Source organism: Foetidibacter luteolus, assembly GCF_009650435.1.
In the GTDB taxonomy this organism is placed as follows: Bacteria; Bacteroidota; Bacteroidia; order Chitinophagales; family Chitinophagaceae; genus Foetidibacter; species Foetidibacter luteolus.
In genome coordinates this window covers 81,187-102,419 of the sequence record NZ_VVIP01000038.1, presented here as the reverse complement: position 1 = coordinate 102,419, position 21,233 = coordinate 81,187, and the positions used below count along the sequence as shown (strand labels likewise).

Here is a 21,233-nt window from a genome sequence, read left to right as displayed (position 1 = left end):
AGCCCCTGATGCTTAACCTTCATATCAAAACATTCCCCACGGGTATCAAGTAGTAAACAGTAAGTAAAATAAAATAGATGAACAGGTAATTTTATTTAAGGCATGCATTGCTAAAACGATTGAGCCTTGTATTGCCGGCCAATATAGGTATGTGCTAATCTGATTGCTAAACAAAACGGACGCTTAAATGCAACCGACTTTAACTAACTGCCCCGGGAGAATTTTCCGTGGTTTCTTCTTTTGCTATCCTTTGCCGGAGAAATATCTTCCTCCCTGATGCTGCTATTGTTTTAACCGTAGCTGTTAAAGCTGCGGAAACTTCTTACATAATAAGTCATTCCCAACTTTCTAAAGCATTGCTATGAACAAAAAACTTCTATACACTATCCTGTTGTTTTTGGTTAGTGTACAAGTAATGGCACAGGTACAGGTTACCGGTACCGTTACAAACGATAAAGATGCTTCGCCCCTTGCCGGTGTAAGCGTTACCGTTAAAGGCTCTACCACGGGCACCGCAACCGGTGCAGACGGTAAGTACAGCATACAGGTTCCCGGCGCCACGGCTGTTCTTGTTTTTTCTTTTACAGGGTTTGCCAACCAGGAGTTAACTGTTGGCAGCCAAACCAGCATCAATGTATCTCTTAAAGAATCTGCAGCCTCCCTGGATGAAGTGGTGGTTATTGGTTATGGTACAGCCCGTAAGTCAGACCTTACTGGTTCCGTAGGAACGGTTAAAGCTTCCCAGTTGCAGGAGCGTCCTTCTGCATCGCTTAACGAGTCTATGGCTGGCCGTGTAGCAGGTGTTCAGATAAACACCAACTCTGGCCGCCCCGGTGGTCAGACCAATATCCGCATCCGCGGTTTCAGTTCTATCAACTCTTCCAATAACCCCTTATATGTTATTGATGGTGTTTTTCTTCCAACCGGTACGCAATCTCAAAACAGCAACTCTATAGATTTCGTTAACCCCAGCGATATAGCATCCATCGAAATATTAAAAGATGCCTCGGCTACAGCTATCTACGGTGCCAGGGGCGCCAACGGTGTGGTGCTTATCACTACCAAGCAGGGCAGGTCTGGTAAGCCCAGGATCACCTACGATGGCGATTTCTTTACCAACCGCATCGGGCCTGCAAGGGTACACATGCTGAATGCGCAGGAATACATAGCTGCGGAAAACCTGGCCTATGACAACATTAAAGTATATGACCCCGCAGGCTGGGCCGCCGGTAATTATGCTTCCGTTGTTGACCCCAGGGAAAAAAGAAAGAACCTTCCCAACCTGTTTGATGCCAATGGTAACCCGCTGTACAATACAGACTGGGTAGAAGCTTCCACGCAAAAGAAACTTTCTCAAAACCACCAGTTGGGCATATCCGGCGGTAACGAAAACACTACTTATGGCGCTTACCTCGGTTTCAGGGATGAGAATGGGCTGCTGCTCAATTCTTATCTTAAAAGATATTCTGCCCGTTTTACCATGGACAGCAAAGTGAACGATTTCCTGAAGATTGGCGGCAGCCTTGCTTACAACTACCAGGAAGAAAACATTGTTGACATAGGTACCGGCGGCCTTAACTCTGTTAGGATGATTACCGAAGCTTTCCCCTTCCTGCCGGTAAAATACCCCGACGGAACATGGGCTGAAAACTACCAGTATCCCGGTGCTGAAGGTGGCTCTAACCCGGTGCATATCTTGACAGACCGTAAGTATATCCTTACCACGCAAACAACGCTGGCCAACTTTTATGCCGTAGCTAAAATCACCAAAGACCTTGAGTTTAGGACACAGGCCGGTGTTAGCCTTGTTAACCGTGCAACCAACGAGTACAACGGCCGTACGCTTGACCAGATTTCCCGCGACCAGAGTGGCCGTGCCATTGTATCCAACAGCCAGGAAAACTACTGGTCTTTTGAAAACTACTTTACTTATAACAAGAAGATTTCAGACAAGCATTCCTTTACCGGTTTGGCAGGTCTTTCATGGCAGGGCACTACCTACTTCAACATCAGTGCTTCTTCCCAGAATTTCTCCACTGATTATTTTCAGTACAACAACATAGGCGCAGGCAGCCAGCAAAACCCCGGCGGTTCCGGCAAGAGTGCTTTTGGCTTTAATTCTTATTTCGGCAGGATTAATTATACGTTCAACCAGAAATACCTGCTTACTGTTACAGGCCGTGCAGACGGTTCATCAAAATTTGGTTCCAACAACAAGTATGCATTCTTCCCGTCAGCAGCTTTGGCATGGAGGGCTTCTGATGAAGATTTCCTGAGGGACAGCAGGGTAATTTCTAACCTTAAGGTACGCACAAGCTATGGCCTTACCGGTAACTCAGAAATTGCACCTTACCGTTCTGATGCCCAGTTGGGTTCTTACACCGCCATCTTTAACAACGCAAGGGTTACAGGCATCGGTACCGGCAGGCTGGCTAACGACAACCTGAAGTGGGAAAAAACAGCGCAGTTTGATGCAGGCGTTGAAATAGGTTTCCTGCAAAACCGCATCTCCCTGGAAGCTGACGTGTATTACAGGAAAACAACTGATATGTTGCTGGATGCCCCTGTGCCACGTTCCAGCGGTTACGGCTCCATCTTCCGCAACATAGGCAGCATGGAAAACAAGGGTATTGAGTTAACGCTTAACACGCAAAACATCAGCGGTAAGGACTTCACCTGGTCAACTACGTTTAACATTTCCATGAACAGGAATAAGGTATTGTCTTTGGCAACTCCTGCACCTATCTTCTCCGGCAACCCCAACTTCCTGTCCAATACAGGTATCATCAGGGTAGGAGATCCTGTAGGCTCTTTCTGGGGCCTCAGGCGCCTGGGTGTATGGACAGAAGCCGACAAGAACGAAGCTGCCAAATTTGCCAGCTATCGCGGTGGTAAGCCCATTCTGCCCGGCGACTTGAAATATCTTGACCTCAACGGAGATTATGCCATCAACGATGCGGACCGTATGATCATCGGTAACGGTAACCCAGATGGCTGGGGAAGCTTTGTAAACAACTTCCGCTACAAACAGTGGGATCTTCTGATTGAGCTGCAGTATATGTATGGCAACGATGTGCTTAACCAGTCCCTCCACTCCGGCGAAGACCGCACCGGCATTGCCAATAGCTACAATACCGTGCTGGATGCATGGGATCCCGCCAAAGGGAACGACAATACCATGATTGCCGCCATTCGTGATACCAGGGCCGGTTATGTTACCAACGTTGACAGCCATTGGGTGGAAGATGGTTCTTTCCTGCGCGGCAGAAACCTGTTGCTTAGCTACTCCTTAACATCGGATGCAGTTAAAAAATTGCACCTGAGCAGGTTAAGGTTCTATGCTTCTGTTCAAAACTTCTTCCTGGTTACCGGTTATAACGGCAACGATCCTGAAGTAACCACTTACAGCAACGCATTTGCACAGGGCCAGACATTTTTTGATTATCCCAAGCCTACTACTTTCAGGCTGGGCGTAAACGTAGGTCTGTAATTATTTACCAAAAAAAGAACGAGTTATGAAATTGATAAAAATAAATTATACAAACCTGCTGTTGTTCTTCGCCATACTGGTTACCGCAACGGGCTGCACCAAGTGGCTTGATGAGCAGGATGTTGATCCGTCAAATCTTTCGCCGGATACTTATTATACCATTCCGGCCCATGCCGAAGCAGCCATAGCTGCGGGGTATGCGCAAACAAGGTTCATCAACGGTGGCGCAGGCATATTTGCCAACAACTTTTCCATGCTGGAAATGGTTACCGGTACAGCTAAAACTGAAACCGGGCAGAATACAGATTTAAACAACCTGCTGGGCTTGTCCTACAACGGCGATAATGTGTTTGTTGGCAACTGGTGGAACGGCGCTTACAGCGTAATTGCGCAGGCCAACCTGGTGCTGCAAAAAGTGCCAGGTATTACACCTATGGACGAAGCGCAGAAAAAACGCATCCTGGGCGAAGCTAAATTCCTGCGTGCCTGGTCTTACTTTTACCTGGTAAGGCTTTATGGCGCTGTGCCTTTAATTACAGAGCCTGTTGAAGCTAACTCACCCCAGTTAACACCTGGCAGGTCTTCTATAGATTCTGTATATAACCTGATAGTGGCCGATCTTACGGATGCTGAAGCTTCCGGCCTTTCCTGGACAGACGCTACCGGCCGGGCCTCTTTGGGTGCCGTTAAAGCCGAGTTGGCAGAAGTATACCTTACCATGGCAGGGGCGCCGGTTAACAAAGGCGCGGCGTATTACAAAATGGCTGCCGATAAAGCTTACGAAGTAATACAAAGCGGCCAGTTTTCCCTGTTCGCCAATTATTTCGACCTGCACAATATCGCTACCGAAAACAGGGGCGAGCATATCTTCCAGTTACAATACCTGGGCGGCGTGGCTGATAACCCCAACCAGGGTATATTGCTGCCCAACTTTAAAGATGTATCAGCTTACGGTACAGAAATAGGTTCCAACGTGCCTACGCTTACGTTTTACGAATCGTTTGAACCCGGAGACCTTCGTGCTGTTGACAGGCAGGGTTTCTTTTACACTTCCTATTACAATGGTGGCAATGGCGCTTTAAAAGATCTCTCCGCACCTTACCTCTACAAATTTTTTGATGTAGTAGCCAACGGTACCGAAGGTGTTGCCGGCACTGCTGTAAGCAGCCTTAACTGGCCTAACATACGCTATGCGCAGGTATTGCTTACGTATGCTGAAGCACAAAACGAGTCCGGCGCGCCTAACCAGGCCGCATGGGATGCGCTTAATGCCATACGCACAAGGGCCGAACTTACTACACCGGGCCTTGCTACTTTTAACCAGGCAAGCTTCCGCACCGCGGTATTAAGAGAGCGCTGGCACGAGCTGTGTTACGAAGGCATTACCTGGTTTGATATGGTGCGTTTAAAGAAAGTGTACAACGAATCAACCAATGGTTTTGATGATTTTGTTGGACATAAATTTCCTGAAAACACATCGGTACTGGCCGAGAAACATTTGTTGTTCCCCCTGCCCACTTCAGAAATGCAGAACAATCCAAACCTGAGGCCGCAAAACCCAGGTTACCAGTAACAGCATTGTTTAAGTTTTGTTGATTGAATAAATAGAAAGCCGGTTTATGTTTATAGACCGGCTTTTTACATCCGGCACCGTAAGAGGCCGGCAGGTGAGTGGTAAATGGCAAGTAAGGATAGGCCAGCAGTAAATATTCATGTTTTTCCCGTATTGAAACGGGTTTTTGCCCGGATGCTGCCTGAATATTTTTATAAAATAGCTTTGGTCAGAAAAGCCCGTTTAGCAAGGGGCAGGCCAGCCCGCCGATTACTCGGGCTTATGCCTGGTTGTCCATTCCGTGCTGAAAAATAAGTTAGGTCTGCAGGGTATGCATTATCTATCGGATACTATACCGCTACCGGCGCTTTTATCGGTGGGTGGTGCTGATAGTTTTCCAATGTAAAATCTTCAAAGGTAAAATCGAAGACATCTTTTACAGCCGGGTTAAGTTTCATGGTTGGTAAAGGGTAAGGCTGGCGTGTTAGCTGCAGCCTTGCTTGCTCAATATGGTTATTGTATAAATGCACGTCGCCAAAAGTGTGTATAAAATCGCCGGCTTCCAGCCCGCAAACCTGTGCCATCATCATGGTGAGCAAAGCGTAGGATGCTATGTTAAAAGGAACACCGAGAAATACATCGGCACTGCGCTGGTAAAGCTGGCAGCTTAATTTGCCATCAGCCACATAAAACTGGAACAATGCGTGGCAGGGCATCAGCGCCATATCGGGTAAGTCTGCTACATTCCACGCACTGATAATGATGCGCCTGCTGTCAGGGTTATTTTTTATTTGCTTTATCGCGTCGCTCACCTGGTCAATAACCTGTCCACCAGCGCCCTGCCAGCTACGCCATTGTTTGCCGTAAACAGGGCCCAGTTCTCCATTTTCATCAGCCCATTCATCCCAAATGCTTACACCATGGTCTTTCAGGTAGGCTATATTGGTTTCGCCCTTTAAAAACCACAGCAGTTCATAAATAATACTTTTAAGGTGCAGTTTTTTGGTGGTAACCAACGGAAAGCCCTCCCGCAGGTTAAAGCGTAACTGGTAGCCAAAGCAGCTAATGGTGCCGGTGCCGGTGCGGTCGGTTTTTACGGCGCCATCATTTAATATATGTTGTAATAATTGCTGGTATTGTTGCATGGGCGCAAGTTAGGCTAAAATGGCCAAGGGTGGTTTGTTGCCAGGGGGGTGTGGGCAAGATGTGAAAAGCACGTTTAGCACTACCAGGTGGGTTTCCGGGTATTGTTATGCAGGTGACGGGCTGCCGGATTGAAACGGAAACCCCGCTGAAGGCTTGTGCAGCAGGGGGCTGTGGCGGAGTTGCAGTGAAAAGCCGGGACTACAGCCGCCAATGGCACAAAACCCGAAAGCCCCAAATATGGCTGCTGCTGTTACTGCTGCGCAGCGGCAGTTATCCGGGCTGTAACCAAAGCCTGCCGGGGAATAATAAAAGTTATTAATTCATCGAGTTCAAGGCCTGCCCGGTTACAGGCATCCTTTATGTCATCGCGGGAAACATTGGCGGCAAAGGATTTTTCTTTCAGCCGTTTTTTTACGCCTTTTACATCCATTCCTTCGTAACCATTGGGCCGCATAAGGGCATAGGCATGAACAAGGCCGGAAAGTTCATCAAAAGCGTACAACATTTTATCCATGTTGCTTTGGGGCTGTATGCCAAAATATGCCGGCCCGTGGGATGCGATGGCCTGCAGTACAGCAGGGTCAACATGGCGGCTGTCAAGTTCGTCCACAATTTTTTTGCAATGCTCGTCGGGCCACTGGTCCCAGTCGGCATCGTGCAGTAAACCCGCCATTTCCCATTGCCATTGCAGTTGCTCGCCTGCGCCCTCTTTTTCGGCAGCCCAGCACTTCATTAAATACGCTACCTGTCGCATGTGCAGTTGCAGCCGGGGGTTAAGTACCCACCCGGTAAAAAGTTGTTCAGCTTCGCTTCTTGATAGGGAATTGCCTTTATTGGCGTTATTACCCAATACAGTTTCAGCCGGAAATTTAAAAGCCATTGTTTTATCATTAAAAATTGTTTAAAGGTAACAACCACAGGCTTCTTTTGCCTACTTTTTCATTGTGTTAACTGTTTTTGAGTGTTTGCATAGCTTTTAAGGCAGGCGTCTTACAACAACCCTTGCCCGTACACCTACCGGCTGAAAATATGATGAAATTTTTTTGGGCTACAGCCCTCTCCTCCATACTCTGTTACTCATTAAAAGCGCAGCCAAACGCTAACCAGGATGAAGAACTGGTTGTTGGAAAGGTTGATACCGGCTGGTTAAACCACCAGGCTACCATAGCCCAGGATATCTACCTCCAAAATCCTGATACGGCAATGGCTATTGCCAAGAGAGTACTGATTTTATCAAGGAAAATAGATTATGATGAAGGCATTGGCCTGGGCTTTTCTGTAATGGGGCAGGTGTATTGGGCGCAGGCATATAATTCCATCAGTCTTTTTTGCCTGCAGCAGGCCGCCACATATCTTGAAAAAACAAACCTGCTGGCAGAAAGGGCCCGCTGTTACCGCATGCTTGGCCGCGTTAACATAGATGCGGGTAAAATTGAAACCGGCTGGGCTTACCTGCAAAGGGCCAGGCGTATAAGTACCGGCATAGGCTCGCCTAAAATGCTGGCCAGGGTTAACAGCGAAATTGCCCGTTATTATATTGCTGTTAAGCAACTTGATAACGCCTGGGAGTATGCGCAGCAGGCCATGCAGTATTCCGTTGCCGTAAACGATACGGTGGAAATGGCCATAAGTTACAGCCGCATGGGCAGCATTATGGTAAACAGTGGTAATTACGATGCGGCTAAAAATTACTACGACACATCTTTTCTTTTAAACGGGCGTATTGGCAATAAAAGGTTACAATGCGTACTGATGTATGAAATAGCTGCCCTTCAGTACAGTAATAATTTGTTGCCCCAGGCCGTTGAGTCTGCCACGGCCGCCATTGCCACGGCTGACAGCATCGGCATGTATAAAGTAAAACTGTTAACCATGGAGCTTATGGCCAATTGCTGGGCAAAACTGGACAGCAGCCAGAAAAGGATAAGCATGCTGCAACAGCTTAACAGGGTTAGGGACAGCATTGACCGTGTTGAAGATGAAAACAGTTTTAATCTGCTGGACGAATACCTGTCTTTAAACCGGCGCCTTGGTGAAATGGAAAGGGTGTCTGGCGCCCTGGCCTCCAAAAAGGAAGTTGTAAAGTACCAACGGGGCATTATTACTACGCTTGTTTTGTTTGTTTTATTACTTGGCGGTGGCCTTGCCGCTGTATATTACTATTATCGCCAAAAGAAAAAACTCAGTACTGACTTGCTGGTAAAACAGCAGGCGATTCTTGAACAAAATGAAACAATAGAAAAACAATCGCAAAAGCTGCAGGAGCTTAACCAGCTTAAAAATAAGCTGTTCGCCGTTATCAGTCACGACCTGCGTACCCCCGTAAGCAACCTTAAAATGATGCTTGATTTTTTTCGACGGGGATTGCTTACCCATGAAGAAATGGAAGATGTGATGCAGAAAATGGTGCCCCTGATTGATGGCACCGACCTTACGCTTACCAACCTGCTAAACTGGGCCACCTCTCAAATGAATGGGCTTAAAGTAAGGCCCAAACGTTTTTGTGTATACGACACCGCTGCTGAAATGAAACTTGTTTTTGAGTATGCGCTGGCTTGTAAAAAACTTGAGCTGCATAACCAGGTAAGTACAACAGACTTTGTTTTTGCCGACCCGGCTCTTATTATGATTGTTTTGCGCAATATCGTCAGCAACGCTGTTAAGTTTTCATTTGAGCAGGGGAGTATTACCATATCGTCAGAAAGCAGGGATGGGCGTGTTTACATATTTGTGCAGGATAATGGAAAAGGCATTGCCGAGGACGATGCGAAAAAGTTGTTTAAAGAAGCAACACATTTTACTTCTGCCGGTACTTCCGGCGAAAAAGGCACCGGGCTGGGTTTGCTGCTTTGCCGCGACCTTATATTACTTAACAGCGGTGAAATTGATGTAGCTTCAACCCCGGGCAAAAAAGGCAGCACGTTTTGGTTTAGCCTTCCTCAATGCTGATGGTGAATAGTTAATGCCGTATTTGTTTTAAATCGTACATCCCACATCTAAAATCTTACATAAAAACGATGCTTCGTACTTCACCCTTCGTACTTGCTTTTGGGGGTGCCCCCAAGCTGCGCAAGGGGTCGGGCTTTCCGCTCATACTCCGGCACAAAGGCCAGCGCACAAACCTTCACCGGGGTATCCGCTTCAATCCCTCACCCGAAAGTGCAGCCTGCTTTTTTTTGCCAAAGAGCCTATGTGCCGCCTTCCTCAATCAAAATTCCTTGTTCCTTGCTCGGTATTCATTTCGTGAGTGAACGTGAGTTGGCCGTGAACCGCAGGTTGCTTCTTTCTTCCTCAATCAAAATTCCTTGTTCCTTGTTCGATATTCTTTTCTGAATCCTATATCTTCGCTTTTTAATGAAACTATCCACACGACATCTGCTGGGTATTAAAGACCTTACGAAAGAGGATATCAGCCTCATACTTTCCACCGCAGAACAATTTAAAGAAGTACTTCAACGGCCGGTAAAGAAAGTGCCATCACTGCGGGATGTAACCATTGTTAACCTGTTTTACGAAAACTCCACCCGCACCAGGATGTCTTTTGAGTTGGCCGAACGCAGGCTTTCTGCCGATACGCTCAATTTTACAGCCAGTTCATCATCCGCCGCAAAAGGCGAAACCTTGCTGGATACGGTAAACAACATTCTTAGCATGAAAGTGGATATGGTGGTAATGCGGCATAGCGCCAGCGGGGCCCCCCATTTTTTATCAAAGCATATTCCCGCCGCCATAATCAATGCGGGAGACGGCATTAACGAACACCCCACACAGGCCTTGCTGGATGCTTTTTCCATGCGGGAAAAAACTGGCAGGCTGGAAGGGCTGAAAGTGGCCATTATTGGTGATATTATGCACAGCAGGGTAGCCTTGAGCAATATTTACCTGTTGGGTAAAATGGGGGCCGAGGTAACCGTTGCCGGTCCGCCCACGCTTATACCAAAATACATCAGCGAATCTTTCGGCATCCGTGTTGAATACAATGTGAAGAAGGCCCTGCAGTGGTGCGATGTGGCCAATGTGCTGCGCATTCAACTGGAGCGGCAGAACCAGCCATTGTTCTCATCGCTAAGGGAATACAATATAGCTTACGGCATTAACCGCCGCCTGCTGGAAAGCCTGGGCAAAGAGATCGTTATCATGCACCCGGGCCCCATTAACCGTGGCGTGGAACTGGACAGCGATGTTGCCGACGGGCCATTCTCTATCATACTTAACCAGGTGGAAAACGGTGTGGCTGTAAGAATGGCTGCATTGTACCTGCTGGCCAACAGAGGGAATTAAAGTACGATGTTGGATGTACGATGTGGGATGTACGATGTAAACAAAACGCTGACTTGTTGTAATGTAATTTACACTTGCAGGTGTTTGCCCAGGATTTAGGGTAAAGTACTTCTAACTTTGTAACTTAATTACATCTCACATCGTACATCTCACATCTTACATAAAAAAGTACTTCGTAACTCGTACTTAAAATAACACTGCTTATGCAACGTATTTGTCTTTTTCCCGGAACCTTTGACCCTGTAACGCTGGGCCATACAGACATCATAAACCGGGCACTGCCATTGTTTGATAAAATTGTGGTGGGTATTGGCATTAACGCTGCAAAAGCGCCCATGTTCAGTGCGGAGCAGCGCATGCTCTGGTTTAAAGAAATATACGCCGGCGAGCCCCGGATTGAGGTAAGGGTGTATGAAGGTCTGACTGTTAATTTTTGCAATGATATTGGCGCTAAATATATATTGCGCGGCATACGCTTTGTAAATGATTTTGAGTACGAAAAAACAATAGCCGACGCTAACCGCACCCTTGATAAAACGATTGAAACCATCTTCCTGACCTGCGAGCCGCAATACACATCCATCGCTTCCACCATAGTAAGGGATATCCTTAAAAATAAAGGCAACGCTTCACCTTTTCTTCCGGCAGTGGTTATTAAAAGCCTGGAAAGCTACGCTGACTGAACGGGACACGCACAGGCAAAAGAATATTTGGATAGCAATGACATTTGCTTTGCAATTGGTGATCTTTACCTGCTTAATTTAGCCGCTTGATTTACCGGTGGTTTTGTTGGCTGTAATTTTATTGGCACAGGCCGGCCATTTTTGTTTCCGGTAACAAGGAATAAGGTAAATTCACAATCATCTATGACTTTCACGCAACTGGAATATATAGTAGCGGTAGATACTTACCGCCATTTTGCAGAGGCGGCTTCACATTGTTTTGTAACACAGCCTACGCTAAGCATGCAGATACACAAGCTGGAAGAAGAGCTGGGCATCAAAATCTTTGACCGCAGCAAGCAACCTGTATTGCCTACAGAACCCGGGCTTGAAATTATAGAGCAGGCCAGGAAAATAATTGCAGAGCGGGATGTACTGAATGAAATGATTGATGCCAAAAAAGGAGTGGTTAACGGCGAACTGAGATTGGGCATTATCCCTACACTGGCGCCTTACCTGCTGCCGCTTTTTATACCCGCTTTTGCCAAAAAGTTTCCAAAAGTAAAGATTGTGGTAAATGAGCTTACCACCAGCCTCATTATTTCCCGCCTGCGGGAAGGAAAGATTGATGTGGGTATACTGGTAACCCCACTGAATGAAACAGGCATTAAGGAGCAGGTGTTGTTTTACGAGGAACTGATGGTATATGTTTCCAAAAACAACGACGTTTTTAAAAAAAGCTATGTGCTGGCCAAAGACATTAACCCAGATAAGCTTTGGTTGCTGGAAGAAGGCCATTGTTTCCGCTCGCAGATCATTAATTTGTGCGAGCTGAAAAAGAGCAGCAAAGAGGGCAGCCTGTTTGAATATGAGGCCGGCAGCCTGGAAACCCTGCGGCGCATGGTTGACCTTAATGATGGCATTACTATATTGCCGGAACTGGCCACTTTAGACCTGAGTTCCAAGCAGGAGCAACATATACGTTATTTTAAAGAACCCGCACCGGTAAGGGAAGTAAGCATCGTTACGCATCGCGACTTTGTTAAAAAGAAACTGGTTGATTTGCTGAAGAAGGAGATTATCGCTTCTGTTCCTGACAAGCTAAGGAAGAATAAGAAAACTACCGTGGTGCCCATTTAAACCGGTTGTTAGGGTTACCGCGTTTGTTATAAACAGCCTGTCTGAAAAGAAGTAACAGGCTGCACTTTGGGTGAGGGATTGAAGCGGATACCCCGCTGAAGCCTTCGCAGCCCGGCTTTGTGGCGGAGTAGTAGCGAAAAGCCCGACCCCTTGCGATAGCTTGGGGGCACCCCCTGAAAAACTATTTTCTTAAAAGATAAAACCTTGCTTTAAACAAGCATCTTTTGCGCCCAAAACCATCTCTACACATTAAAAATTCCCTTTTCTTTGCGGCATGGCATTAGAGCAACATACCAATGTACCGCTGCGGTATTGGCAGCAGGTAGAAAACTCCCGGAATTATGTATTGCCTTTTATAGAAAAAGCTATACCTGTAAAATCCGGCATGACGGTGCTGGAGATTGGCTGTGCCGAAGGTGGTGTATTAGTGCCTTTTTTAGAAAAAGGGTGCATGGTAGTTGGTGTTGATTTAAATGAAGAGCGCATTAATACTGCTAATGAATACAATAAAGAAGCTGTTGACAAAGGCATGGCTGCTTTTCGTGCACAGAATGTATATGATGAATCCTTTGTTGCAGAGTTTGACCACTACTTTGATATTATTATACTTAAAGACGCTATTGAACACATACCTGCCCAGGAGCAGTTTATACCTCATTTAAAAAAGCTATTGAAACCAGGCGGACAAATTTATTTTGGCTTTCCGCCATGGTATATGCCGCATGGCGGCCACCAGCAAATATGTGCAAACAAATTCCTGAGTATGCTGCCTTACTTTCACCTGCTACCCAAACCGCTGTACAGAGGCATCGTGAAAATGTTTGGAGAAGACAAAGGCATTATTAAAGAACTGATGGATATTAAAGCCACCGGAATTACCATTGAACGGTTTGAAAAAATTGTTCACAATACTGGCTTCAGGGTAACCAACAAACAGCATTACCTGCTGAACCCTATTTACAAGTATAAGTTTAAGGTAAACCCAAGGAAGCAGTCACCTATCATCAGCGCTATACCTTATGTACGCGATTTTTTAACTACCTGCGTGTATTATACAATAACGCCCGTGTAAGTATTGATGGCAGGTGCACCAGCTTTTGGTACTGCAGGTGATGTAAACATCGGCAGCCAGTTATGCCTGCAAAGCTTTTACGTAGTTGTAAATTTCCTGCTGCGACGCGATAGGAGGGAGGTTGTTAGTTACCTCCGTATTTTCCCCGGATTGATTTAGTTGTACCGCCTGTACATTGTCATTTAGTTGAAGTTGTACAATCTCCATCAACTGCTGTTTAATAGTGGCATCTAATACCGGAAAACATACCTCAATACGGCGGTAAATGTTGCGGTTCATCCAGTCGGCACTGCCCATAAATAATTCCGTATCTCCATTGTTGTGAAAAATGAATATGCGGCCATGCTCAAGGTAACGGTCAACAATGCGGGTAACAGTAATATTTTCGCTCATGCCCGGCACGCCGGGAATAAGGCGGCAGATGCTTCTTACCATCAACTGTACCTTAACACCCGCATTAGATGCATCGTAGAGTTTTGTAATCATCCGCTTTTCTTCCAGGTTGTTCAGCTTGATAATAATGTGCGCCGGCTTACCCCGTTGCGCATGCTGCATTTCCCGGTCAATTAAAAACAGGAAGGTTTGCTGCAGGTTAAATTGCGCCACCAGCAAATGGTTAAACTGGAGGGCCGGGTATTTATCCGCATGTTGCCGGTAGCCCAGGAAAATAAACAACATCTCCAGTTCCCGTACAAGGTTGGGGTTGGCGGTAAAAAGAATATGGTCAGTGTAAAAACGGGCCGTACCCTCATTAAAATTGCCCGTTGCCAGAAGGCCGAAGTACTCTGTTCTGTTATTGTTTTTCTTTTTTACCAAAGCTACTTTTGCATGTACTTTAAGGCCGGGAATGCTATAGATTATTTTTACACCGGCGGCCTTCATGCGCTTGCTCCACTTAAGGTTATTGGCCTCGTCAAACCGGGCTTTAAGCTCAACAAAAACGGTGACTTTTTTGCCATTGCGTGCCGCGCTGATAAGGGCATTGGCAATGCGGGAGTCACTGGCCACACGGTAAAGGGTTACGTATATTTCTTCAGTATCAGCATCAATGGCGGCTTCATTAAAAAAGCGCAGTACAGGGTTATAAGAATGATAGGGGATATGCAGTATCACATCCCGGTTTTTTATAGTATCGAAAATGGAAAGGCCGGTATTAAAGTCTTTCGGGGAAACTGAAGGCCAGCTTTGATAGGATAGTTCCTTGTATGTGCCAATGGGCAGTGACGAGAGGTCTTTAAGGTTATGGTAGCTGCCGCCCTGCACCATGTTAGACGAAGTGATGCCAAGCGTTTGCGCCAGGTTGAAAATTGTTCTTGTGGCGGCGCCGGGCTCGTAAAGAAAACGGGTAGCCAGGCCCAGGTCGCGTTTTTCAATTTGATTTTCTATTTTTTCAGCAAGGTCGCCTTCATATTCATCCTGCAGTTCCAGCTCCGCATCGCGGGTTATTTTAAAGCTGTAACTGCCGGTAACCGTGTAATGTTTAAATATGTTAGCCAGGTTAAGCTTGAGTACATCATCCAAAAAAAGAATGTATTGCGTGCCATTGTACGGCAGGCTGATAAAACGCGGCAACGCGTCTGACGGAATGTTGATAATGGCCGTTTCCTCTGCTCCGTCAGCGCCGGTTAGCACCACCAGCAAATACAGCTTATTGTTTTCCGGGAAAAACTTCCTGGAATAATCCCTTAGCCAAAGCGGCTGCAGAAAAGCAAGTACATGCGTATAAAAGTAGTCGGTAACAGCGCCTGTCAAAAAGCCTGGTACCGGCTCTTTATAAATAAGATGAATATTATGTCTCTTTAGCCCGGGCAGCAAATCTTCCTGCAATATTCTACCAAACTCATCCAGTTGCCTGGCGATTAGCTGGCTGGCTTCGTTGAGTATGCCCCGGTGGTCAGTAACTTCTTCGCCCGGCTTGGGCACGTTGGCCAGTGCCATCAGTACCGGGAAGCGTACCCGGTAAAACTCATCGAGGTTAGAGGAATAAATAGACAGGAATTTGATTCTTTCGAACAACGGTGCACTGCTGTTGGCTGCTTCCTGTAAAACCCTGCCATTAAAGCCCAGCCAGCTTATATCCCTGGAAAAAAATAAATATTGCTGCATGAAGTATTATGCTTCTTTATACGTAAGCACTGCAATGAGGAAAGCTATAACAGAAATTACAATACCAAACATGAAAATATTGTAACCTTTTCTAAGAAGTTTATACTTTTTGCCCAGCACCACACCTTGTGCGTACACATCTCTTATAAGACTGCCATAGAGAAATTCATAGTCGCCCATTACCTGCCGCATGCCCCAGGCGTATTCGTCCAGGCTCATTTTGTAAAAATTGCCAAAAAACAACAGGTTTACTTTTTTTTCTTCAATTTCTTCTTTGGTAAATGTACCGGGTGGTATGGTTGGCCGGGTGGCTAAAATTGCCAGCACAATGGTAACAACATTGGTGGCAACCAGCATAAATGATGGTATGGTAAGGTGGGGGTATTCATCCAGCTTCCGCAATAATACACTCAACAGAACAGAGATAATAATGGAGTTAACAGTAATAAGCAGTTGAGATTTGTTATCGGCCATATCACTCAGCCGCTGGTGATTGGTTGACGATACCCTGAACATGGTTTCTATACCACGGTCTGTCTTTACTGCTTTTTTATCTTCTTTGCCTTTTTCCTTTTTGGTCTGTTCTTCCGGCTTGTTTTGTTTAAGTTCCTGTTCGCCGGTGGCCACTGCAGCTTCTTGTGGTTGTGGTATTGCGGCTTTTTCCTGCTCTTTTTCGGTTACTTTTTTCTTTAACCTGGCCAGGTTTTCATCCTTGGTCTTTTGCAGCAGCAGTTTGGCATAATCGGTATGATAATGGTGCGATTCAAGGAACTGTATAGTGCCTTTGCGCCAGTCGTCTTTAGAAATGTCTTTATGTTTAATAATAGACATTTCTTTGCGCATTAGCTTATTGCGTTCAGTAAATGCTTCTGTGCCAAAATGAAAAAGATCCGCATCGCACACAATTTGCTCCAGCAGGTTATTGGGTTGTTGCGGTATGCGGGTAGCTATAATACAACCTTTAATTTGTGTAATGGTAGGTTCATCCACGGCCAAAGCAGAAAGGACTTCACCGGCTACTTCTGCACTTTTTGTTTCGTGTTCAGCCGGTTCACAAATAAAATAACCCAGGTCGTGAAAATAAGCGGCCGTAGTAACCACAAAAAAATCATGGTCGTTTAGCTGGTAATGATTACCTATTTGCGTGGCAGCTTCCACCACGGCTTTGGTATGTTCATAGTTATGATAAACAATCTGGTTGTCCGGATGTGAGGAATAAAACTGGTCTATATACTCTTTTACACGCTGAATAAGCTCCTGGTAATTCATAATGTAGCAATATTAAGTAACAGTCTTAAATATCGTATTTTTTGGCCAAGTTCAGCGCCAATTATAAGTATTCAGTAACAAATTGCGATGTCAATAGCCATCATCCTACCTTGCACAATACTCAATATTTGGATACCGGCGACGGTATTTCATGGCATCGCCTGTTGCGTCGCAAGCACTTCATCGTCCGGTTCATTGGGCGGCTTTTCAGTCCCGGATAGAACTGGTGCGTGGAGACACACACCAGGGAAAAGAATATTGAACACGCAACAAGGAATAATGAATGTTGAATGTCCCCCACTCACTATTCACCACTCACCATTCACCATTCACCACTCACCATTCACAAAATGAATATCGAACAAGGAACAAGGAATGTTAAATGAAGAAGGGGATACAGCGCATCCGCTACCCCCCACTTGCGATTAACGAGTCACTACTTGCGAAAATGAATATCGAACAAGGAATAATAAATGTTGAATGTCCCCCACTCACTATTCACCACTCACTATTCACCATTCACCACTCACCATTCACAAAATGAATATCAAACAAGGAATTTGAATGAAGAAGGGGATACAGCGCATCCGCTACCCCCACTTGCGATTCACGATTCACTACTTGCGAAATGAAAATCGAACAGGGAACAATAAATGTTGAATGTCTCCCACTCACTATTCACCATTCACCATTGACCATTCACCACTTGCGAATTAAATATCAAAAAAGTTTTTCAGCAGATGGTTATTTTTACAGTATGAGCAGAAAAATATTAAGTGTAATTTTCTCCTTCTTCCTTGTGCTGGCCTCCTGCCAAACTGTTACGTTTAAAAGTCCGCCAGGGTACAACCTGAAAGAAGCTGACATTACCGGGCTGGCAGAATCGTTACACGAAATTTCGGGTATCTGTTTTTTAAACAACAATCCAGATACATTATATGCTATTAATGATGAAGACGGCAAACTTTTCTGGTTTAACCTGAAAAAGAAAAAACCGGATTCAGTAAAATTTGGAAAACCCGGCGATTACGAAGATGTAACCGTTGACGCGGACAGGTTTGTGGTGATGAAAAGCAATGGCGAATTGCACAGCTTTCCGGTAAATGCTATTTATGCGGAACGTATTGACAGTGCTGTGGTAACCAAAGATGCCATACCCAAAGATGAGTATGAAGGCCTGTTTGCCGGTGAAGGTGGCAAGCTTTTTATTATGTGTAAAAATTGCAAGGGGGATAAGCCCTCAACTTCTGTGAGAATTTATGGTTTAACAAGAACACCGGATTTTACTTATACCGCAGATACCATTTACCACCTGGATGTAACTGACGTGAAAGAATTGCTGGCAGAAGAAAAGAAGCTAAGTCTTCACCCGTCTGCCCTGGCTCTGCACCCACTTACCGGGGAATGGTATATCATTTCATCTGTTAACAAACTACTGGTAGTTGCCGACAAAAATTTTAAAGTAAAACAGGCTTACAAGCTAAAGCCCAACCTTTTCCGGCAGCCGGAAGGCATAGCGTTTGATAAGGCTGGAAACCTGTATGTTTCCAACGAAGGCAAAGACGAAGATGCTGACATATTGATGTTTAAATATACAGGTAAGTAGGGGGATGGTGAGTGGTGAATAGTGAGTGGGTTGTTTTATTCTCCATTCAACATTCCGTGTTCCTTGTTCGATATTCATTTCGCAAGTGGTGAATGGTGAGTGGTGAGTGGGGTGTTTTATTCTCCATTCAACATTCCGTGTTCCCTGTCCGATATTCATTCCGCAAGTGGTAAATCGTGAATCGCAAGAGGGAAAATAGCCATAGCTGTATTCTCCTTCTTCATTCATTATTCCTTGTTCCTTGTCCGATATTCAGTTTGTGAATGGTGAATAGTGAGTGGGGGACATTCAACATTCATTATTCCTTGTTCCTTGTCCGATATTCTTTTCCCTGGTGCGTGTCTCCACGCACCAGTTCTATCCGGGACTGAAAAGTTGCCCAGAGAACCAACCGATGAAGTGCTTGCGACGCAACAGGCGATGCCATGAAATACCGTCAGCCGGTATTATAATGTTGCTTTGGTCAGTGAATATTTACAAAATTCCTTCGTCGGCAAAACTGTAATAGCCATCTTCGCTAACAATAATATGGTCCATAACCCGTATGTCTATAAACGAAGCCGCTTCCTTTATTTTATAAGTCAGCGCTTCATCCTGCCGGCTCGGTTTCAGGCTGCCGCTGGGATGGTTATGGCACAATATAATGCTGGTGGCATCGTACTGCAGCGCTTTCTTTAATATGATGCGCGGATCTGCAACCGTACCACTGATGCCGCCTTCACTTACCACTTCGTAATGGGTTACCTTGTTGGCAAGATTTAAGAATATAACCGCGAAAACTTCATGTTTTTTGTATTGTAGCTGTGCCCGCAGGTACTCGGCAATGTCTTTACTGTGAATGATAACTGTCCGTTTTTTATCAGCCAGTTCACGGCGTATGCCCAGCTCAAGGGCGGCGGCAATGGTTACCGCTTTGGCCGGGCCAATGCCTTTTATTTTTAGCTTCAGTAATTCCTTTACGGTAAGCTTGCTAAGTTGCTGCAAATCGTGATTGGTGGCCTGCAGTAAATCTTTGGCCACATCCACCGCGCTTTTTTCTACCGTGCCATTGTTGATGAGGATGGCGATAAGCTCGGAATTGCTGAGGCTTTCAGTGCCTTTCAGCAGTAGTTTTTCTCTTGGGCGGTCATCTTCTGCCCAGTTCTTAATACCGTTTGTTTTCATTGATACCGGAAACTTTTTGAGAAGATACGCACAGCCTGATAATTTTTAATCACAATGCCAAAAAATCATTGGCATCGTTAATGCTACCTGTTATCTTCGCTGCCAATATAATTTACAGTATGGGTCCTTCAGTAAAAATTTTTTCCGGTACCGGCTCCCGTGAACTGGCGGAAAAAATTGCTCAGTGTTTCGGCGCCACACTTGGCCAGGTAAATATCCAAAAATTCAGCGACGGCGAATTTCAGCCGGTTTTTCTCGAAAGCATCCGCGGCGACTATGTTTTCCTGGTGCAAAGCACTTTTGCCCCCATGGAAAACCTGATGGAACTGCTGCTGATGATTGATGCGGCAAAAAGGGCCAGCGCCTATAAAATCATTGCGGTAATACCTTACTACGGTTTTTCCAGGCAAGACAGGAAAGACAAACCCCGCGTAGCCGTTGGCTCAAAGCTGGTGGCCACCCTTCTGGAGGCGGCTGGCGCCAACCGTGTGATAACAATGGACCTGCATGCCCCGCAAATACAGGCTTTCTTTGAAATTCCTGTTGACCATTTGGACAGTTCCGCCATTTTCATCCCTTACATTGAACAACTTAAGCTGCAAAACCTTACCTTTGCGGCCCCTGACGTGGGAAGTACCAACCGTGTAAGGGAAATTGCCAGTTATTTTAACGCTGAAATGGTTATTTGCGATAAGCACCGCAAACGTGCCAACGAAATAGCCAGCATGGTAGTAATTGGGGATGTTACGGGCCGGGATATTGTTTTGATAGATGATATCTGCGATACCGGGGGAACCCTTGCAAAAGCCGCCGGTCTTTTAATGGACAAGGGCGCAACCAGTGTAAGAGCTTTGTGTACGCACCCGATACTAAGCGGAAAGGCTTACGAAACCATTGAGAACAGTGTACTGGATGAGCTGGTGGTATGCGATACCATACCGCTTAAACAACCCAGCAGAAAAATAAAAGTTGTTTCCGTGGCAGATTTGTTCGCTATAGCCATACGCAACGCCTACGAAAACAAAAGCATTACCAGCCTGTTTATACATTCTCAACTGAGAAATAAAAAATAGGCCGGGGCTGCAAAAGAGTTCTTTCTTTAATTAAAATAAAACAAATGAAAACAGTTACAATCGAAGGACAACTGAGGACCGAATTCGGCAAAAAAGCCACCCGCCAGGTTCGCTCTCAGGAATCAGTGCCAGGTGTAATTTACGGGGGTGCTAAGGAGATTAACTTCTCTGCTCCGGCTAAGGCTTTCAAGCCTTTGGTTTACACACCGGAATTTCAGTTGGCAGAAGTACAGGTTGATGGCCAGAGCTACACTTGTATTTTAAAAGACCTGCAGTTTGACAAAGTTACCGACACGCTTGCGCATGTTGACCTGCTGGAACTTGTTGAAGACAAAAAAGTAATAGCTACGCTTCCTTTAAAATTTACCGGCACTTCGGTGGGTGTAAAAGAAGGTGGTAAGCTTATTACCAAAATGAAGTCTTTAAAGGTTAAAACATTACCTAAATACCTGAAAGAGAACATTGAGGTTGACATTACTGCCCTTGAACTGAATGGCAACATCCGTGTTGAAGATGTAAAGGCGGATAACATGGAAATCCTGAATTCTCCACGCATCCCCATCGCTTCTGTGGTTATGACACGCCAGTTAAAACAAGAAGAAGCTTCTGCCGCCAAAGCGGACGAGAAGAAAAAATAACCTGTTTCTTACAGTTTTGGAGCCCTGTACATTT

General features: G+C 45.6%; 15 protein-coding genes. 10 read left to right on the top strand and 5 right to left on the bottom strand.

Annotated elements, in window-relative coordinates; translation table 11 throughout:
* The first annotated feature begins 361 nt into the window (after window positions 1-361).
* Window positions 362-3,490 carry a SusC/RagA family TonB-linked outer membrane protein gene (locus F0364_RS11515; protein WP_153797931.1) on the top strand — a complete coding sequence of 1,043 codons (3,129 nt, stop codon included), beginning with the start codon at window positions 362-364 and terminating at the stop codon, window positions 3,488-3,490.
* Between the two features lie 25 nt (window positions 3,491-3,515).
* Window positions 3,516-5,063 (top strand): RagB/SusD family nutrient uptake outer membrane protein, encoded by a 1,548-nt coding sequence (locus F0364_RS11510; RefSeq protein WP_153797930.1) that lies wholly within the window; start codon window positions 3,516-3,518, stop codon window positions 5,061-5,063.
* A gap of 329 nt (window positions 5,064-5,392) precedes the next feature.
* Here F0364_RS11510 and F0364_RS11505 read toward each other — a convergent pair whose 3' ends face one another.
* Entirely contained in the window at window positions 5,393-6,187 is a 795-nt protein-coding gene (locus F0364_RS11505) for a thymidylate synthase (protein ID WP_153797929.1), read from the bottom strand.
* Window positions 6,188-6,438: 251 nt separating this feature from the next.
* Entirely contained in the window at window positions 6,439-7,068 is a 630-nt protein-coding gene (locus F0364_RS11500) for a hydrolase (protein WP_153797928.1), read from the bottom strand.
* Between the two features lie 149 nt (window positions 7,069-7,217).
* Between F0364_RS11500 and F0364_RS11495 the strand changes: the two genes are divergently transcribed.
* The 5 genes from F0364_RS11495 (at window position 7,218) to F0364_RS11475 (ending at window position 13,343) form a co-directional block, all read left to right on the top strand.
* Complete coding sequence (locus F0364_RS11495; protein ID WP_153797927.1) at window positions 7,218-9,137, top strand: sensor histidine kinase; 1,920 nt, start codon at window positions 7,218-7,220, stop codon at window positions 9,135-9,137.
* A gap of 405 nt (window positions 9,138-9,542) precedes the next feature.
* The gene (locus F0364_RS11490; protein WP_153797926.1) at window positions 9,543-10,469 is read left to right on the top strand and encodes an aspartate carbamoyltransferase catalytic subunit; all 927 of its coding nucleotides are present in this window, start codon (window positions 9,543-9,545) and stop codon (window positions 10,467-10,469) included.
* Between the two features lie 203 nt (window positions 10,470-10,672).
* The gene (coaD, locus tag F0364_RS11485; RefSeq protein ID WP_153797925.1) at window positions 10,673-11,152 is read left to right on the top strand and encodes a pantetheine-phosphate adenylyltransferase; all 480 of its coding nucleotides are present in this window, start codon (window positions 10,673-10,675) and stop codon (window positions 11,150-11,152) included.
* A 183-nt stretch (window positions 11,153-11,335) separates the two neighbouring features.
* Window positions 11,336-12,271 (top strand): hydrogen peroxide-inducible genes activator, encoded by a 936-nt coding sequence (locus tag F0364_RS11480; protein WP_153797924.1) that lies wholly within the window; start codon window positions 11,336-11,338, stop codon window positions 12,269-12,271.
* 274 nt (window positions 12,272-12,545) lie between these two features.
* Entirely contained in the window at window positions 12,546-13,343 is a 798-nt protein-coding gene (locus tag F0364_RS11475; protein WP_153797923.1) for a class I SAM-dependent methyltransferase, read from the top strand.
* 60 nt (window positions 13,344-13,403) lie between these two features.
* Here F0364_RS11475 and ppk1 read toward each other — a convergent pair whose 3' ends face one another.
* Both ppk1 and F0364_RS11465 read right to left on the bottom strand, forming a co-directional pair.
* Window positions 13,404-15,449, bottom strand: coding sequence for a polyphosphate kinase 1 (gene ppk1, locus F0364_RS11470; protein ID WP_153797922.1), 2,046 nt, complete (start codon window positions 15,447-15,449; stop codon window positions 13,404-13,406).
* A gap of 6 nt (window positions 15,450-15,455) precedes the next feature.
* Window positions 15,456-16,718: a Pycsar system effector family protein gene (locus F0364_RS11465; protein WP_153797921.1), complete on the bottom strand. Its 1,263-nt coding sequence runs from the start codon at window positions 16,716-16,718 to the stop codon at window positions 15,456-15,458.
* Between the two features lie 757 nt (window positions 16,719-17,475).
* Here F0364_RS11465 and F0364_RS11460 point away from each other — a divergent pair.
* Window positions 17,476-18,324, top strand: coding sequence for an SdiA-regulated domain-containing protein (locus F0364_RS11460; protein ID WP_207632620.1), 849 nt, complete (start codon window positions 17,476-17,478; stop codon window positions 18,322-18,324).
* Between the two features lie 474 nt (window positions 18,325-18,798).
* Here the strand turns inward: F0364_RS11460 and radC are convergent, their stop codons facing one another.
* Entirely contained in the window at window positions 18,799-19,488 is a 690-nt protein-coding gene (radC, locus tag F0364_RS11455; protein ID WP_153797919.1) for a RadC family protein, read from the bottom strand.
* A 119-nt stretch (window positions 19,489-19,607) separates the two neighbouring features.
* Between radC and F0364_RS11450 the strand changes: the two genes are divergently transcribed.
* Window positions 19,608-20,561 carry a ribose-phosphate pyrophosphokinase gene (locus tag F0364_RS11450; RefSeq protein WP_153797918.1) on the top strand — a complete coding sequence of 318 codons (954 nt, stop codon included), beginning with the start codon at window positions 19,608-19,610 and terminating at the stop codon, window positions 20,559-20,561.
* A gap of 44 nt (window positions 20,562-20,605) precedes the next feature.
* Complete coding sequence (locus tag F0364_RS11445; RefSeq protein ID WP_153797917.1) at window positions 20,606-21,199, top strand: 50S ribosomal protein L25; 594 nt, start codon at window positions 20,606-20,608, stop codon at window positions 21,197-21,199.
* Window positions 21,200-21,233: the final 34 nt, after the last annotated feature.